The organism is Rhizobium freirei PRF 81, from assembly GCF_000359745.1.
Taxonomy (GTDB): Bacteria; Pseudomonadota; Alphaproteobacteria; order Rhizobiales; family Rhizobiaceae; genus Rhizobium; species Rhizobium freirei.
The window spans coordinates 116,135-133,636 of the sequence record NZ_AQHN01000084.1 but is presented as its reverse complement, the minus strand read 5'-3'; the positions used below and the strand labels follow the sequence as shown (position 1 = coordinate 133,636).

Genomic DNA, 17,502 nt, shown 5'->3' with positions numbered 1-17,502 from the left:
TCGGCCAAAATCGCCGACTCTCGTTTTGTTCTCCTTCAGATAAGGCGAACATATCGCTGAAACAATGGGGAAAAGCTGGGCTGACTCGATAAAATTGTGTTCGCGGCAAAATAGCCGACGAAATGTATCGCTGTCCCGGAACCTACGGCATCAGCCGCCGACCGCAATCTCAGGCGGTCTCTTGCCCCGCATTGCCATCGCGGCCATCGCATAGCCGCCGCTCGCTCCGTCGATGAAATGCATATGGTCGCGCATCAGCGGCGTCGGCACGAAGCAGGTCATCAGCGCGCTGTCCTGCCGATGCAGACCATAGCGGCAGACGCCTTCCGCCTCTGCCTGGCGCAGCCTCGCCTCGATGCGTGAGAGGTGGTCGGCATCGACATCTATCGTCATCTTCAGGCCGTCGTCGAATTTGCGGAAATCGGAGTTGGCGGCCAAGTCACGCCTGTAGATCTTCGCGTCGAAAGACGCAACGCGCAGCCCGAACCTATCGAGGATGTAGACGAGAACAACCTGCGCGTCGATGGCTAGCTTGCGCCACCAGCGATCGGCAGCCGGCGCCTGAGCGCGCGCTTCCATGTCAGCTCCGTCGAAGACCAGCGACGGTGTCGGCCCCTCGGCCGGCACCGGATGGCCGTCGCGGCTCTCTTCTCTGGAAATGGCGATGATGTCGGCAACGAGCAGCTGGAATTTCGCGCTGTTGCCGATATCGCCGGGAACGGCGATGATGGAGACGATTTCGCCATTATGGGCCTTGATCGGATTCCAGCGGCACGACAGGCCGGTCAGGTCGGGCCTTGCTTCCGGCGCCGCCGGCTCGACGATGAAGTTTCCCGCTTTCATCTGCTTTTCAGCCCAGCTTGTGCCACCACCGAAAAACATGGCGTAGGACACATATTCGCTGGGGCTGAAGCGGGCGACCATGACATCCAGCCCCTCGCCGCGAACGGCCGACATCGGCACGAGCGCGGTACGCAGATCGAGCTGCAACTCCTCCTTGACCCAGCTGCGCACGGCCGCAAGGGCCGGGCGCACCCGTGCCTCTCCCGTCGGCGGGATGGCAACCAGTGCGCCGTCGCCACCGAAAACGAAGGGATAGTCGCCCTTGTCGAGTGCGTTGAGCACGGCGGAGATCACGCTGGCGCCGGCCATGTTGACGGATTTATAGTGACCTGCCGCGATCGCCTTTGTCGAGCTGACGATATCGGCGATCGCAATCAGCCAATCATCCGGAAGAGGCCGATAATTGGCACTGTCGGTCACCCCCTCGAAGCGGGTAAAGGCCGTCAGCTTATGGAAGAAATCGTCATTGGATACCTCTACCATGACTGCTCCCCCTTTTATGAGCGCTGCGACACTCTATCCCTACAGCAAACATGCTGAAAAACCAGCGGGCGGTCGACCGACAATGCCGGCCGTGCTACTGCGAGCGACAGAGGCATCAAAAACGCCAAGGATATAACAGATACGATGAGCCGCCTGGATAGTTTCATTCGCCGCCTGAGCGCACAGCGCGATATCCTCAATGCCGTCGCCGACCAGGTCAGAATGCTCGAAGGCCCGGTGCTGGAGCTCGGCCTGGGCAATGGCCGCACCTTCGACCATCTGCGCGAACTCTTCCCCGATCGTCGCATCATCGCCTTCGATCGGGCCGCCAACGCCTACGGCCCTTCCATGCCGTCGGCCGACAATCTCGTTCTCGGTGAAATCAAGGACACAGTCGGGCGCTTCGTCGGCGCGGGAGCCTCGCTTGCCCATGCCGATATCGGCACCGGCTACGAAGACAAGGATGCGGTCACGCTCACCTGGCTGCCCGGGATCATGGCCGGCGTTCTGGCGTCGGGAGGACTTGCAGTCAGCGGCCTGCCACTCGACCATGCCGACCTCCAGACTTTGCCGCTGCCGGATACCGTCAAAGCCGGACGCTATTTCATCTATCGACGCAGATAGAGCATTTCCAGGAAAAGCGCGCGGCGGCTTTTCGTCCGGAATTCTTAAAAAACAAGAAGATAGAGCGTTTTCGCAATTCGAAGAACAGCGGAAACGGTCTCGCTTCAGCCCAGAAACAGCACATCGAACTGCTCACCCTTTGTCGGCAGGTCGGCGACTTTCATCGTCTCCTCGCGGCCTTCGAAGAAGGCAAGACATTCGCTGTAGTGGCTGGCAAGGTCGCCGACGAAGGCCTCGGCCTGCTCCTGGCCGTAGAAGGCAGGCGTGAATTCCATGTAAAGCGGCACTTTGCGGGCCATCAGCATCCGCATCGACCGGCAGGCGACCGGCTCGTAACCCTCGATATCCATCCAGATCAGGCCGACATCTCCAGGATCGACCCCAGCCTGCATCAGAATGTCGGCGACAGGCCGGACGGGAACGGAGATCTTCTCGTCGCTTGCGCTCTGGCACAGGGCGCTGCTTTTGCCATGGTTCTTGCGGTTCAGATAGAAATCGAGCTGCCCATCGCGATCGCCAGCGGCGCAATTGACCGCAGTTACGACCGCCTGAAAGCCGTTATCGGCGATATTGGCCGATAGCAGCCGAAAATTGCGCGGATCCGGCTCGACGCTGATGATACGGCCATAGACGCCGCTGAGAGCGAAATAGCAGGTCTGCGTGCCGATATTGCCGCCGAGTTCCAGCAGCGCCGAACCCTTGCGCAGCAGACCGCGCTCGCGCAACACACTCAGCAGCCGGTCGACATGGTCGCGCTCGAAATGCCCCTTTCGAAAGACCTTGCGGCCGATGTAATCGGCCGGCGAAAAGCTCATGACGTGATCGCCGCAATCCACCGTCATCGTCTTGACGCGCGGGCCGAGCGCGCTGACAAGGATATCCCGGCCGAGGCGCGTATCGAACAGGCGCGTCGCGATCGCATCCCGCTTCCTGCGGAAGGCGCGTTTCCAGTATTTTCTCATGAGGATCTTGCCGTCGAACATGGGCGCCATCCCTACACCAGCGCCTTGCCGTTGGAAACGGGGGACACGGGATTGCACGCTGCATCAGACAAAGCGGCGGCTCGCTTCCTTCGAAACGATATAGACCCGCAAGGGCTCGCCCCGGCCTCGAACGGCAATCTCGCGGCTTTCGACGCCGGCGACGTCGATCTCCGAAAGCCGGGCCACCGGCTCGGAAAAGACCAGGGCGCTATTATACTCCTTGGCGACGCTCTCCAGGCGGCTGGCGACATTGACCGTATCACCGATCGCCGTCACGTTCTTCACGCTGCCGTAGCCCATCGAACCGACCACCGCCAAACCGGTGTGCAGCCCGATGGCGATTTCGAGTGGTGTGGTCAATTCGTCGGCGAGTTCGGCGCTGAGCTTGTCGATTTCCCGCACGATCGCTGCGGCCGCTTTCAACGCCTGACGATTGGCCTCCTTGGGGGTAGTGCGAAGACCGAAGAGAGCCATGGCGCCATCGCCGATGAACTTGTCTATCCGGCCGCCATTCTCCTCGATGATGCGCCCGACGATAGCGAAATAGCGATTGAGCAGGAAAACAATATCGAAAGGCAGGCGCGCTTCCGTCAGCGCGGTGAAATGGCGGAGATCGCAGAAGAACACGACGATCTCGCGCTCGCGACCGGGACTGGCCGCCTGGGTGTAGACCGGGATCGTCGCTTCCGCCATCGGCGTCAGGAGTGGCACGACAGTAACGTTCCCGGTGGGCCGCAGCTGACAGGCAAGCCGGACATCCGGCGTCGCGCCGATGCGGTTCAGGGTCTTCTGTTCCAAGGCTTCCGGCTGCGGCAGATTTTCGGCGCCATCGATGATCTGCACGCGGCAGGTGGAGCACTGGCCCTTGCCGCCACAGACGGAATAATGCGGGATGCCGCCGAGGCGGCTCGCTTCGAGGACGCTGAAGCCGCGCGGGGCGTGCACGACCTCTCCACCGGCATAACGGATGGCGACCTGATGTTGCCGCTCGCGCAATCTGCGATGCGTGCGGAAACCGAAAAGAGCGACGATCGACAGGCTGAAGGCGCCATAGAACCCTGCCCTATATGGCCACAAGGCTTGCGCCATCTGGCCGCCCGGCGCGGAACCGGTTTCGCCATAGCTCCGCACGTCGCTGTAATAGCCACCGCGATAGCCGCGCTCATCCTCATGAGCGACTTCATGTGCCACGGTCTTGCCCATAGCCGCAAAACCGAGCAAGGCAAGAACCGGCAGAACGATGGCAAGCGACAGGATCACAGGAGCGATCGCCATATACCAAGAGCGGTAGCGCAGCCAGAAATGAACGCCGATACATCCATGCAGCCAAACGATCAGGAGCACGAGCGACTGACGCACGCCGTTGAACGGTGTCGTCACCCATAGGGTGCGCACGATCGCCTTGTAGCTATCGTGATAACCGTAGACGTCATGGACGATGCGTGTCGAAACGATGTGGTCGATCAGGAGAAGGGGCACCAGCAGACCAGTGACGATCTGAAAAGCTTCGCCGGCGGGCATGACCAGCGTTCTGCGCCTATAGAGCATTCGCAGCACGAGCAGGATGTGGAGAATCAGCGCTCCATAAAGAAGCACGGTTCCGGCCGGATTGCGCCAGACGGCCATGAACCAATGCTGCGCAGATTCGGCTGCACCGAGCGAGATCAGCCCGAGCGAGTGATTGGCCAGATGCATGATCACGAAGGTAAAAACGACCAAACCCGAGCCAAGTCGCAGCTTTCGCACAAGGCGATCGGAAATGATTGGCTTTCTTGCCTCGATGGTCATCGTACCCAATGTATATTGTCCGTTCACAACAGAAGCGAAAACGGCTATCGCCTATTCATCTAGCCGCAACGCCACATACTGTCGAGCATGCGGCGTTTTGAAGCAGGCACCTTATTGTCACGCAACCGGTCGGAATTCGGGCAATCCCTTCACGTTTCAGGCTTCCATCATCACTTAATCGTCAACCGTGTGCCGGCATCATGAAAATCGCTTTCTACGCTCCGCTGAAACCGCCCGGCCATCCGGTCCCATCCGGTGACCGGCTGATGGCCCGGCAGATCATCGCGGCGCTGGAAATGGCAGGGCATCGGGTCGAGGTCGCTTCCGAATTGCGCAGTTTCACGCCAACTCCGGAGGCCGCTCCGCGGGCGGAAATTGCCCGGCAGGCCGAAAGCGAAATGGTCCGGCTGCTTGGCCGATGGCAGCGCGAGCCCGCCCCCGACCTGTGGTTCACCTACCATCCCTATTACAAGACGCCCGACCTCCTCGGCCCGCCGATCGCCCGCAGGATCGGCATTCCCTATGTTACCGCCGAAGCGTCCTATTCCCGCCGCCACGATGCCAACGGCTGGGACGAGAACCAGCGCCTTATCGCCGATGCGGTGCGGCTCGCCGCCGTCAATCTATGCTTTACGGAACGGGACCGGATCGGCCTGCTGGATGCCATCCCCGATGGCCGTTACGAGCGCTTCCTGCCCTTCATCGACACCACGCCCTTTACGCGCTCCGCCTCCGATCCGCGGCGGCTGATTGCGGTGGCGATGCTGCGCAAAGGCGATAAATTCGACAGCTATACGATGCTGGCAAGCGCTCTCGATCTGATCCGCGATCAAGATTGGACCCTGACCATCATCGGCGACGGGCCGATGCGGGCCGAGGTCAGGTCACTGTTTTCCGCATTTGGCGAAAGCCGGATCATCTGGCGCGGAGAGCGCTCCACATCCGAGATCGCAGCGGAGCTCGCGGCAGCCGGCCTTTATGTCTGGCCCGGCTGCAACGAGGCCTATGGCCTTGCCTATCTGGAGGCGCAGGCCGCAGGCCTCCCCATTGTCGCACAGGCGACGGCGGGCGTGCCGGAAGTGGTGATGGCTGGCAGGACGGGATTGCTGACGCCGGAAGGCGATATCCAAGCCTATGCCGACGCCGTCGGAGAGCTTTTGAACGATCGGAACCGGCGGCAGGCCATAGCGGATGCAGCCTATGACTTCGCCCACCAGGAGCGATCCCTGACCGCCGCCTCGAAGCGATTGGAAACCATTCTTCGAAAATATCTGGGAGACACCTATTATGAGCGATAAGGCCGAATGGCAGCCATTGCGCGACGAGTTGCGGCGATGGAGCGAGGCAGGGCGGAAGGTGAAATTCTGGTTCCGTGACGACGACGCCATCGAGCCCACCCCTGCCCTCGACCGGCTGCTGGCGCTTTCCAATCGCTTCGAAGTGCCGATGACGCTTGCGATCATTCCGGGGCCGACAGCAGAGCCGCTCGCGGAGCGACTGGCGCGTGAAAGCCGCATCACCGCCACGGTGCATGGCTGGACGCATCAGAACCATGCTCCGGATGACACCAAGAAGCAGGAGCTTGGCCTGCACCGGCCTCAAGAGGTCGTGCTCGACGAGCTTCACCGCGGCTTCGACAAGCTCAAGGCCCTTTATCCCCAGCAGTTTATCCCGCTGCTCGTGCCGCCATGGAACCGGATCGACGATGCGCTGCTGCCGCATCTCGCACCCTTTGGCTATCGCGCCGTCTCGGTTTTCGGCTTGGCAAAGCAGGCCCCCATCGGCCTGATCAACACACATATCGACATCATGAGATGGCACGGCGTACGCGGAGGCCTACCACATGCCGAAATCATCGGCCGCCTGGTGGAAGAACTTCAGAACCGCTTTGACGGTAACGACGAGCCGATCGGCGTGATGACGCACCATCTGGTGCATGATGCTGTCGCCTGGAGTTTCATCGAGACGCTGTTTGAGGAAACCGCTGGCCATGCCGCCATCGAATGGCGGCCGGTCGGCAATTTCGTGCATTAGCGCCGTGCTGTAAGTTCGGTCTGTCGCTGCGAGCGCTCAGAGCTGCAGCGACTGTCCGTCGAAGGCGAAGAACGCTTCGGGGAAGCTCTTCTGCGCTTCGCGCTGCATCTCGTCCAGCTCGCGATCCGTACGGCCGGGCGCATGATGAAACAGAGCAAGCCGCTTGGCGCCTGCCTTCTTGGCGAGCTTGATGCCTTCCACCCAGGTGGAGTGGCCGAAGCCCAGATATTTCGGCATTTCCGCTTCGATATAGGTCGCGTCGTATACCACAAGGTCGGCATTGGCCATCAGCGCGAGGGCAGCTTCATCAAGCTGGCCGTTCACATGCTCGGTATCGTAAACCATCGCGATCACCCGGCCCGACCATTCGATGCGATAGCCGATACAACCGCCTGGATGGTTGAGACGAGTTGTATGCATGACGATGCCCGGATGCGGTTTCAGCGTGTCACCGGCAGCAAAATCGCGAAAATTCATCTCGGCGCGACAGATATCCGGTTCGACCGGGAACCATGGCGGGCGCATGAACTGGCCGATCAGCTGCCGCGTTGTCGTTTTGCCGGCAAGATGGCCCGACCAGAGATCGACGCTGACGCGCGGATCATAGATGGCGTTGAAGAAAGGCAGGCCGATGATGTGGTCGTAATGCGAATGCGTGAAGAAGAGATCAATGTTACGGACCCCTTCCTTGGCAAGGGATGCGGCCGCCTCGCGCAAACCGGTCCCGGCGTCGAATAGAATATGCCTGCCGGCATGTCTTAACTCAATGCACGACGTATTGCCGCCGTACCGCTCAAATTCCGGTCCCGATACAGGGATGCTCCCCCGCACGCCCCAAAATTTCAGCTCGAAACTATCGTTGTTCATGGAAGTTTTTACACCATTCCCCTTTCGGTCAAAAAAAGCACACTTTTGCTATCGTGCGAAGCCAGCAATTTCCAAAAGTTGCGCGGTGGTAAAAACTGGATCTCATCGTTCTGTCGATAAGGATCGTTGGGCGAGTACCGCCAACGGATCGCACGGATCTAATATAGGTATGCTATGACAAAATAGATAAGGGGCCGGGATCAACTGTCGCGGCCCGATCGTTCAGCGCGAAATTACTCGCGGAACGGGAGACCGATCTTGGGAGGATCGGGGCCAAGACAGATTCGTCCCTATTGCTGCTTTACAGCGTAGCTGCCGAGCGTGCGGCCTGTTCGTAATAGCCGGACAGTGCTCTGAGATGCGAGGCGATATCAGAGAGGCCGTCCTGCGAGAGACCTGACACCTTGGTCGCCTCCACCAGCAGCCGCTCGCGAATTTCGGTGTAGCGCTTCAGCGCGTCCAGGCCCTTGTCGGTAACCCGGATCGTCTTTTCCTTGCCGGCCTTGCCGCTTTTGACGAGGCCCGCCGCCTCCAGCTTCTTGATGGCGTAATTGGCCACATGCGTATCCTCGATGTCGAGGACGAGGCAGAGATCGGCAAGCGTTTTCGGCCTGTCGCGATGCCGCACCGAATGGATGATGAGGATCTCGACCGGCGAAAGGCCGGGCACGCCGGCCGCCGCCATGCAGCGGACAAGCCACCGATTGAAGGCATGGGAAAAGAGGATCGACCCGTATTCCAGCTCTGAGAGAGCCGGCGAACTGCCACCTGCAAGATGGGCCGACGATACGATCAATTCGCGTCGCTTACTCTTTTCCTCAGACGTCACCTGAAAACTCCTTCGAACCGGATCACGACACCTTCAAGATCGCCGAAGCCGGGCGTCGACTGTCGCCCTGCCTCGGCATTACATTCCTATTCGCCCCGCTTTCCGTAACCGCCGCCGGTCGGGGTCACGACGGTAAAGGCTTCGCCGGCCTCAAGCACGGTATGGGCCGAGCCGATCAATTCCTCGATCTTGCCATCGTTGCGGCGGACATAATTGCGCCCGGTCTGCCCCGCCTCACCGCCCTTGACGCCGAAGGGCGCCACACGCCGATGGCCCGACAGGATCGCGAATTCCAGCTTTTCGCGGGTGCGGATGGTGCGCTGCGTGCCGTTGCCCGAATTCCATTTGCCGCGCCCGCCGGAATTCGGGCGAATGTGGAAATCCTCCAGCACGACCGGAAAACGCGTCTCGAGAATTTCGGGATCGGTGAGACGCGAATTGGTCATGTGCGTGTGGACGGCATCGGCACCATTGAAGCCCGGTCCTGCCGGCGCACCGGAGCAGATCGTCTCGTAATACTGATAGGCGTCGTTGCCGAAGGTCAGATTGTTCATCGTCCCTTGCGCAGCGGCAAGCGCCTCGACCGCGCCGAACAGGCAGTTGGTCACGGCCTGGCTGACCTCGACATTGCCGGCGACGACAGCTGCCGGATATTTCGGCGTCAGCATGGTGCCTTCGGGAATGATGATCCGGATCGGCCGCAGGCAGCCGGCATTCATCGGAATATCGGCCTCGACGAGAACACGGAAGACATAGAGCACGGCGGCACGCGTTACCGGCTGCGGCGCATTGAAATTGTCCGGGCGCTGTGCGGATGTACCGGCGAAATCGACCGTTGCCTCGCGCTTGTCCTTGTCGATCGAGATCTTGACGACGATCTTGCAGCCCTGATCCATCTCATAGCTGAATTCGCCATCCGATAGACGGTCGAGAACGCGGCGCACGCTTTCGGCGGCGTTGTCCTGAACGTGACCCATATAGGCGTCGACCACATCTTCGCCGAAGAGCGCAATCATCTTCTTCAGTTCGGCCACGCCTTTTTCGTTGGCGGCGACCTGGGCCTTCAGATCATTGATGTTCTGCGCGAGCGTGCGCACCGGATAGCGCGCGCCGGTCAGCAGCTTAGTAAGCTCTGCCTCACAGAAGCGACCACGATCGAGCAGCTTGAAATTGTCGATATAGACGCCTTCCTCCTCGATATGAGTGGCGAGCGGCGACATCGATCCCGGCGAAATGCCGCCAATATCGGCGTGATGGCCACGGCTGGCGACCCAGAAGCGGATCATTTGGCCGGCATCGTCAAAGACCGGGGTGCAGACGGTGAGATCGGGCAGATGCGTGCCGCCATTGTAAGGCGCATTGATCAGGAAAACATCGCCCGGATGGATGACCGCGTTTTCGCGGATCGCGGTTGCCACGGACGCGTCCATCGAGCCGAGATGAACCGGCATATGCGGCGCGTTGGCAACCAGATTGCCTTCCGCATCGAAGACGGCGCAGGAGAAATCCAGCCGCTCCTTGATGTTGACCGAATAGGCCGTGTTCTGCAGCGTCATGCCCATCTGCTCGGCGATCGACATGAAGAGATTGTTGAAGATCTCCAGCATGACGGGATCGGCCTTGGTGCCGATGGCGTTGCGTTCCGGCAGCGCCTTGATCCGCTTGAGGACGATATGATCCTTGGCGGTCAGCTGCGCCTGCCAGCCGTCCTCGATGACGATCGTCTGGTTCGGCTCGATGACGATGGCCGGGCCGGTCACGGTCTGGCCCGGCTTGATCGCCTGGCGCAGGACAACGGCCGCTCCGTGGCTTTCGCCGTTCGAATAGAAGACAGTGCGCCTTGCGGCTTCAGCCTCGCCCTCTGCAGGCGCCCCCAACTCGACCGCGATATCGGCAGCCGCGCCGCCGATGGTTTCGATCTCGACAGCTTCCACGACGAGCGGCTTGTCCTCGGCAACGAAGCCGAAGCGGCGCTTGTGCAACGTCTCGAACTGGCTGCGCAGCCGCGCGGGATCGTCGATCTCGGGGAAGGTCGTCTCGACCGCGAGCAGCGTGTCGGTGCCGGCATAGCGGATATGGGCGCGCTGCACTGTCTTGATTTCAGCTGTTGCGACGCCCTGCGCTTCCAGTTCGGGCACGCAATCGCCGCGCAATTCGCTGCCAAGCGCCGCGATCGCCGCCGGTGCGGCATCATCGAGCGGAACGCCAAGCGCCTTTTGGCGCGTTGCCCTGATGTCGGCAAGTCCCATGCCATAGGCCGAGAGAAGGCCGGACATCGGATGCAGAAGAATGCTCTTCATGCCGAGCGCATCGGCCACGAGGCAGGCGTGCTGCCCGCCGGCGCCGCCAAAGCAGTTCAGGGCATAACGCGTCACGTCATAGCCGCGCTGCACCGAGATCTTCTTGATCGCCTCGACCATGTTGGCAACGGCGATGCGGATGAAGCCGTCGGCCACATCTTCCGGGCTGCGGCCGTCGCCGATTTCGGCTGCGAGTACCGCGAACTTGGCTCGCACCGTTTCGACATCCAGCGGCTGGTCCTGGTTGGGACCGAAGATGGAGGGGAAGAACTCCGGCAGGAGCTTGCCGGCCATGACGTTGGCATCGGTGACGGCAAGCGGTCCGCCATTGCGATAGCAAGCCGGACCTGGAAAAGCGCCTGCCGAATCCGGGCCGACGCGAAAGCGATCGCCATCGAAATGCAGGATCGAGCCGCCGCCTGCCGCCACCGTATGGATCAGCATCATCGGCGCACGCACGCGCACGCCGGCCACTTCTGTTTCAAAGGCACGCTCGTATTCGCCGTCGAAATGCGCCACGTCGGTCGAGGTGCCGCCCATGTCGAAGCCGATGACATTGGCAAAGCCTGCCTGCTCGCCGGTCTTTGCTAGCCCGACCACGCCGCCGGCCGGACCCGAGAGGATGGCGTCCTTGCCCTGGAACATATCGGCGGCCGTCAACCCGCCCGACGACATCATGAACATGACGCGCGCGCCGGTGCGCTCAACATCGAGCTCATCGCAGACCTGACCGATATAACGACCCAGCACCGGCGAGAGATAGGCGTCGATGACAGCGGTATCGCCACGGCCGACGAGCTTGATCAGCGGTGAGACTTCGTGGCTGACCGAGACCTGTTCGAAGCCGATAGATCTCGCGATTTTAGCAACAGCAGCCTCATGTGCCGGAAACTTGTAAGCATGCATGAAGACGATGGCGACAGAGCGATAGCCCTTGGCGAGAAGCTTGAGCAGCGCCGCCTCGGCGGCTTTCTCGTCCAGGGCAAGCTCGACGGTGCCGTCGGCAAGCACGCGCTCCTCGATCTCGACGACATCTTCATAGAGCGCTTCCGGCTTGACGATCTCGGTCGCGAAGATCTTCTTGCGCTCCTGATAGCCGATGCGCAGCGCGTCCCGGAACCCCTTCGTCGTCACCAGAGCGAGGCGCTCGCCCTTGCGCTCGAGCAGCGCATTGGTGGCAACCGTCGTGCCCATGCGGACCTCGCCGATCGCATCTTCGGGAACCGGCTCGCCCTTGCCGAGACCGAGATGCAGGCGGATGCCGTGAACGGCCGCATCGCGATAGGCCTCGGGATTTTCCGAGAGAACCTTGCGGGCGTGGAGCGTGCCGGACGGATCGCGTCCGACGACGTCGGTAAAGGTGCCGCCGCGATCGATCCAGAAATCCCAACGACCCGAAATGTTCTCCGACAAATCCGCCTCCAGCAGAACGACGCCAACAATGATAATATATCGATAAATCGTCAACGTTTTGTCGTCAACATGAATTCCTGAAGGCGAGCGCCGTCGACTGGTTTTATCAGTATAATCCCCGGTGCGAGTGCGCCCTAATCCTCCGAGCGGCCCGCCGCCTCGCGATCGCGCTCGTATCGTCTTGCGAGCGGAAACGGCGGCAACCAGGATTCGCGGCGGATGGTCCAGAGTTCGTAAGTCGGCGTCAGCTGATCAGGAGCATCGAGTGACCCGAGATTGATTTCAATTTCATCTGCGCTTCGCGAGAAGACGGACGAGCCGCAGTGGGGGCAGAAAAACCGTCCGCCGTAGTTGCTCGTCTCGCCCTCGCTCGTCACGGCATCCTCAGGAAAGATCGCGGAGGCGTGAAAAAGCGCGCCATGAAACTTGCGGCAATCGAGACAATGGCAGATGCCGACCCGGTAGGGGTGCCCCAACGCCACAAATCTTACTTTGCCGCACAGGCAGCCACCGGTGAACCGGTCCATGTCTCATCTCCTCTGAAACCAAGCAGGCGTAATGCTTACGACAAACGGAACAGCCACCGCAATTGCGCCTGCACACGCATCGCGCCATCGCCGAGCCGCACTGCTGCTATCGAGCCGGAAGCGGCGGGAGCGCTAGTGCAACCCGCCGACGCCGAGCAGGCGTTCGACCGCATGATGATCCTTGGCGAGCGCCTCGGGCGTCCCCTTCCAGGCAAGCCGGCCGCGCTCCAGAATGATGACATCGCTGGCAAAATCGAGCGCACTCTGGATGCGCTGTTCGACGAGCAGGATCGTCATGTCGCCCGATTTGGCGAGCTTGGCGAAGGCGGCCATCAACTCCTCGCAGATGACGGGAGCAAGCCCCTCCAGCGGCTCGTCGAGAAGCAGGACGGAAGGACGGCCGAGGATCGTGCGCGCGGTCGACAGCATCTGCTGCTCGCCGCCGGAAAGCTGGCCGCCAAGGTTCCGGCGGCGCTCCTTCAAGCGCGGGAACATGTCAAAGGCTTCCTGCAGAGCACTTTTGGGTCGTCCCTTTAGCCCGACGGAGAGATTTTCCTCGACCGTTAATGTCGGAAAGACGTCGCGCGTCTGCGGCACATAGCCAAGGCCCTGATGGGCACGCCTGGCACTTGGCAGGCCGGCGATGTCGGCCGAACCCAACCGGATACGGCCATCATAGCGCCGGGTCTGCCCGGCAAGCGTGGCAAGCAGCGTGCTCTTGCCCATGCCGTTACGGCCGAGCACGGCGAGCCGGCCGCCGGCCGGCACGGAAAACGAAACTCCTTCCAGCACGCGCGTCGGACCGTAGCCGGCCGACAGATTTTCCACTTCAAGCGGCGTGGCCGGCATTGGCGTAGCTCCCAAGGTAGGCTTCGCGCACACGCGCATCCTGCGTCACGTCTTTCGGTGATCCATCGAATATGATCGTACCGGCGGCGAGCACGCCCACGCGCTTGGCGAAGCGGAAGACGAGATCCATGTCATGCTCGATTATCAGCACGGCGAGATCGGCGGGCAGATCGGCCAGTGCCTGCTCGATGCGGCCGGTATCGCTCTGCGGCACGCCCGCGGCAGGCTCGTCGAGCAGAAGCACTTTCGGCTTCAAGGCCATGGCAACGGCAATTTCCAACAGCCGCTGCTGGCCGTAAGCAATCTCGCTGACTTTGCGATGCGCGAGGGCTGCGAGACCGAGCGTGCCGAGCAGTTCCTCCGTCTCGGCCATGACATCGCGCATGGCGAGGAAATTGCCGAACATGCGGCCGGAGCGGCCCGTCCGCTGCAGCACAGCCATGCCGACATGTTCGGCCGGCGTCATGTCCTGAAACAGCCGCGTCACCTGGAACGAACGCACCAGACCGCGCCTCACCCGGCCGATGGCATCGACTTTGTTGACGTTCTGCCCCGCGATGCGCACCTCGCCAGAATCCGCCGGCAGATTGCCTGTTACAAGATTGACGAAGCTGGTCTTGCCGGCGCCGTTCGGGCCGATCAGGGCAACGCGATCTCCCGGCGCCATCGACAGGCTGACATTGTTCGTCACCGTCAGACCGCCGAATGCCTTCTTCAGATTGCTGACTTCGAAGATCGCGCTCATGTCCGCGCCTCGCTGCGGCGAGCCACATAGGCGGCGGCCGTGCCGTAGATGCCCTTCGGCGCGAAGAGAACGACGAGGATCAACAAAGCGCCGACGATCGTCAGCCAATGGAAGGGATTGGCGGCGGAGACGTAATCCTCGAACAGCATGAATATCAGCGTGCCGACGAGTGCGCCGAACAGCGACCCGGTGCCGCCAAGCACGAGCATGACGAGCGCCTCGGCCGATTGCGTGAAGGAGAGGCTGTCGAGGCCGACGACCTGCGTCGAGATCGCGTTCAGCGCGCCACCGATACCTGCAACCGCACCGGAAATCATATACATCTTGATCAGCGCCACTGTCGGCGAGGCACCCATGGCGCGGATGCGCAAAGGATCCTGCCGGATGCCGCGGCAAAGCATCCCGAAGGGCGAACGCACGAGGAAGCGCAGCAGCACAAGCGCGATCAACAGCAGCGCAACGCCATAGAGGTAAGCCGTATGCCCGTAGAGATCGAATTCGAAAGTGCCGAACAGCGGATCGGCTGAAATGCCCGACAATCCGTCGCTGCCGCCCGTCCAGCTCGACGCTTTGTTGGCGAATTCGTGGAATAGATAGACCAGGGCGATCGACAGCACGAGTTGCGGCAATCCATGCGCTCTCAAGATAACGACGCCACAGACCAGGCCGGCGATGGCTCCGGCGACAATGCCGGCAAGCGTCATCAGCAGCGGATCGTTGATGCCGTAATGAGCAGACGCTATGCCGGCGGCATAGGCGCCGGCGCCGAACAGCGCTGCGTGGCCGAGGGTCGCTACGCCGCAATAGCCTGTGACGAGATCGAGCGACAGCACGAGAAGCGCGATCGCGATCAGACGGGTGAGAAGCGCGAGGTTATCGGGAAATAGCAGGTAGCCGGCGGCAGCCGCGACGACGATGACCGCGACCGCGATCAGGTCCAGCCCGAATGTACGATGTCTGGTCACGGTCACAGCCGTCTCTCTTTCAAGGGTCAAAGCCATGTTACTTCATTCTCCCGGCAAAGCCGCGCGGGAAGACGCAGACAATGGCAATGACGGCCAGATAGAAGAAGAATTCCCCATATTCCGGCATGAGGTAACGGCCGGTCGTGTCGATGCAGCCGAGGATGAGGCAGGCGAGCAATGCGCCGGAGATCGAACCAGCACCGCCGACGGAGACGACGACGAGGAAGGTCACCATATAGCGCAGGGCATAATAGGGCTCGACCGGTAGCAGCTCGGCGCCGACGACGCCGCCGAAGGCGGCAAGCCCGACGGCGACGGCGAAACTGACCGCGTAGACCACTTCCGTCCGAACGCCGAGAGCCGCCGCCATTGCGGCATTGTCGACGGAGGCGCGCAGCTTCACGCCGAAGGAGGTCTTCTCGATGGTGTACCACAGCGCCAAAGCGACGATGAGGCCGCAAACGATCGCGAAGATGCGATGGGTGCCGATAGTGCGAAAGCCGAGATCGACGGAGCCTTGCAGGCTACCCGGCAAGGGGATGGTCTTCAAGGTCGGGCCGAAGACGTAATTGGCGATGCCGATGATGCAGAAGGTGATGCCGATCGTCATCAGCACCTGCGTCAACTCCGGCGCACCATAGATGCGCCGATAGAGCAGCCGCTCGATCGGGATGGAGATGATGACGGTGCCCACCACGGCCAGCAAGACGGCAGCGCCATAACCAAGACCAAGATCATGTGCGGCATAAGAGGCGATATAGCCGCCGATCATGGCGAAAGCGCCATGGGCCAGATTGACGACGCGCATCAGGCCCATGGTGACCGAGAGGCCGATGGAGATGACGAACAGCACCATGCCGTAAGCGAGGGCATCGACTGCTATGCTGAGCACGGTTTGCATTGATATCGCTGGTCCGGTTGTTGTTGCGCGACCGCTGTCGTCACACCCCTGAACGGAGGCTTCCGATCAGGGGTATCAGGCTCTGGAGCACTTACTTCGCGGCAGCAAGGCCGGGATCGCCCTGCTTCTCGAAGGTCTGGATTTCCTTGTTGTAGTATTTGCCGTCGCTGCCCTTGGCGACTTCGCGCAGATAGATGTTCTGCGTGATATGCCGGCTTTCCGGATCGATGGCGACCGGACCGCGCGGGCTGACCCAGGACAGGCCCTTGACGGCATCGACCGCTTTCTGCGCATCCTGCTTGCCGCCGGTCGCCTCGATCATCTTATAGATGACGTGCATGCCGTCGAAGGCGCCGACAGCCGGGAAGGTCAGCTCGGCCGGATTGCCGATCGCCTTGCCGGCGGCAGCGACGAAGGCCTTGTTTTCGGCTGAGTCATGCGAAATCGCATAATGGAAGGTCGTCTGCATGCCGAGGGCGGCGTCGCCAAGCGCCGGCAGATCGGATTCCTGCGTCAGGTCGCCGGGCGCGAACAGCTTGATGCCGGCGCTCTTCAGGCCGTTTTCGTTATAGGCCTTGACGAAACCGAGCGTCGTTGGACCGGACGGCAGGAAGGCGAAGACGCCTTGCGCGCCGGAATCCTTGATGCGCTGCATGATCGGGCTGAAATCATTGGTCGAAAGCGGCATGCGGATCGCCTGGACCACTTGGCCGCCCTGTTTCTCGAAACCGGCCTTGAAGGCATTTTCGGCATCGACGCCCGGGCCGTAATCGCTGACGACGGAGATGACCTTCTTCACGCCTGCGTCAGAGGCGACCTTGGCGATCGGCGTCGAGGTCTGCCAGGTGGTAAACGAGGTGCGCACGACCAGCGGGCTCTTGGTGACGATTGCCGAAGTGGCGGCATTGAAGATCACCATCGGCACATTGGCCTGCTTGAGGATCGGCGTCACGGCCATCGCGTCCGGGGTAAAGTAGAAACCGGCGAGATACTGAACCTTCTCTTTGACCACGAGTTCCTGGGCCAGCGCCTTTGACTGGGCGGGATCGGCCTGCGGCACGTCGCGGTAGATCACTTCCACCTCGTCCTTGCCCACCTTCTTGCCGTTCATTGCCATATAGGCGTCGATGCCGGCCTTGAAATTCTTCCCCTGCAGAGCGAACGGTCCCGAGAAAGGACCGATGACGCCGACCTTGATGGTATCGGCATAGGCAGCACCGCCAAGGGCAACGGCCGCAATAGCGGCCAAGACAAACCGTTTCATTCTTTCTCCTCCCGGCAGCCGTTTCTCGAGCCGCCCATGATCGTTCAAATTCCGATCACCACCAATTTCTCATAGGAAATGGTGATG

Annotated in this window: 15 protein-coding genes; 3 read left to right on the top strand and 12 right to left on the bottom strand. The window is 61.3% G+C overall.

Features of this window, described 5'->3' with window-relative positions; all coding sequences use genetic code 11:
- Positions 1–150 precede the first annotated feature (150 nt).
- Complete coding sequence (locus RHSP_RS24050) at positions 151–1,326, bottom strand: DUF3095 domain-containing protein (RefSeq protein WP_004124514.1); 1,176 nt, start codon at positions 1,324–1,326, stop codon at positions 151–153.
- Positions 1,327–1,470: 144 nt separating this feature from the next.
- Here RHSP_RS24050 and RHSP_RS24045 point away from each other — a divergent pair, with 144 nt between their 5' ends.
- Entirely contained in the window at positions 1,471–1,950 is a 480-nt protein-coding gene (locus tag RHSP_RS24045; RefSeq protein ID WP_004124513.1) for a class I SAM-dependent methyltransferase, read from the top strand.
- A 104-nt stretch (positions 1,951–2,054) separates the two neighbouring features.
- Here RHSP_RS24045 and RHSP_RS24040 read toward each other — a convergent pair whose 3' ends face one another.
- Positions 2,055–2,933 (bottom strand): FkbM family methyltransferase, encoded by an 879-nt coding sequence (locus tag RHSP_RS24040; protein WP_004124512.1) that lies wholly within the window; start codon positions 2,931–2,933, stop codon positions 2,055–2,057.
- A gap of 63 nt (positions 2,934–2,996) precedes the next feature.
- Positions 2,997–4,721: an adenylate/guanylate cyclase domain-containing protein gene (locus tag RHSP_RS24035; protein ID WP_037154198.1), complete on the bottom strand. Its 1,725-nt coding sequence runs from the start codon at positions 4,719–4,721 to the stop codon at positions 2,997–2,999.
- Between the two features lie 200 nt (positions 4,722–4,921).
- On the opposite strand from RHSP_RS24035, the gene RHSP_RS24030 reads away from it, so the two are divergent.
- The gene (locus tag RHSP_RS24030) at positions 4,922–6,019 is read left to right on the top strand and encodes a glycosyltransferase family 4 protein (RefSeq protein WP_004124510.1); all 1,098 of its coding nucleotides are present in this window, start codon (positions 4,922–4,924) and stop codon (positions 6,017–6,019) included.
- Positions 6,009–6,755 carry a polysaccharide deacetylase family protein gene (locus RHSP_RS24025; RefSeq protein WP_004124507.1) on the top strand — a complete coding sequence of 249 codons (747 nt, stop codon included), beginning with the start codon at positions 6,009–6,011 and terminating at the stop codon, positions 6,753–6,755. Before RHSP_RS24030 ends, RHSP_RS24025 begins: the two co-directional genes overlap by 11 nt.
- A gap of 36 nt (positions 6,756–6,791) precedes the next feature.
- On the opposite strand, the gene RHSP_RS24020 is transcribed toward RHSP_RS24025, so the two are convergent.
- The 9 genes from RHSP_RS24020 to RHSP_RS23980 form a co-directional block, all read right to left on the bottom strand.
- A complete protein-coding gene (locus RHSP_RS24020; RefSeq protein WP_004124505.1) occupies positions 6,792–7,622 on the bottom strand; it encodes an MBL fold metallo-hydrolase in 831 nt (276 codons plus the stop codon).
- 301 nt (positions 7,623–7,923) lie between these two features.
- Entirely contained in the window at positions 7,924–8,451 is a 528-nt protein-coding gene (locus RHSP_RS24015; protein WP_004124501.1) for a winged helix DNA-binding protein, read from the bottom strand.
- Positions 8,452–8,537: 86 nt separating this feature from the next.
- Positions 8,538–12,164, bottom strand: a complete 3,627-nt coding sequence (locus RHSP_RS24010; RefSeq protein ID WP_051074146.1) for a hydantoinase B/oxoprolinase family protein — start codon at positions 12,162–12,164, stop codon at positions 8,538–8,540.
- A 134-nt stretch (positions 12,165–12,298) separates the two neighbouring features.
- Positions 12,299–12,691 carry a GFA family protein gene (locus RHSP_RS24005; protein WP_004124497.1) on the bottom strand — a complete coding sequence of 131 codons (393 nt, stop codon included), beginning with the start codon at positions 12,689–12,691 and terminating at the stop codon, positions 12,299–12,301.
- 132 nt (positions 12,692–12,823) lie between these two features.
- A complete protein-coding gene (locus RHSP_RS24000; RefSeq protein ID WP_004124494.1) occupies positions 12,824–13,540 on the bottom strand; it encodes an ABC transporter ATP-binding protein in 717 nt (238 codons plus the stop codon).
- Positions 13,521–14,285 carry an ABC transporter ATP-binding protein gene (locus RHSP_RS23995; RefSeq protein WP_037154194.1) on the bottom strand — a complete coding sequence of 255 codons (765 nt, stop codon included), beginning with the start codon at positions 14,283–14,285 and terminating at the stop codon, positions 13,521–13,523. The genes RHSP_RS24000 and RHSP_RS23995 overlap by 20 nt, the downstream gene beginning before the upstream one ends.
- The gene (locus RHSP_RS23990; RefSeq protein ID WP_037154191.1) at positions 14,282–15,286 is read right to left on the bottom strand and encodes a branched-chain amino acid ABC transporter permease; all 1,005 of its coding nucleotides are present in this window, start codon (positions 15,284–15,286) and stop codon (positions 14,282–14,284) included. The genes RHSP_RS23995 and RHSP_RS23990 overlap by 4 nt, the downstream gene beginning before the upstream one ends.
- A gap of 1 nt (position 15,287) precedes the next feature.
- Positions 15,288–16,151: a branched-chain amino acid ABC transporter permease gene (locus RHSP_RS23985; RefSeq protein WP_004124489.1), complete on the bottom strand. Its 864-nt coding sequence runs from the start codon at positions 16,149–16,151 to the stop codon at positions 15,288–15,290.
- A 91-nt stretch (positions 16,152–16,242) separates the two neighbouring features.
- Positions 16,243–17,415, bottom strand: a complete 1,173-nt coding sequence (locus RHSP_RS23980; protein WP_004124487.1) for an ABC transporter substrate-binding protein — start codon at positions 17,413–17,415, stop codon at positions 16,243–16,245.
- Between the last annotated feature and the right edge of the window lie 87 nt (positions 17,416–17,502).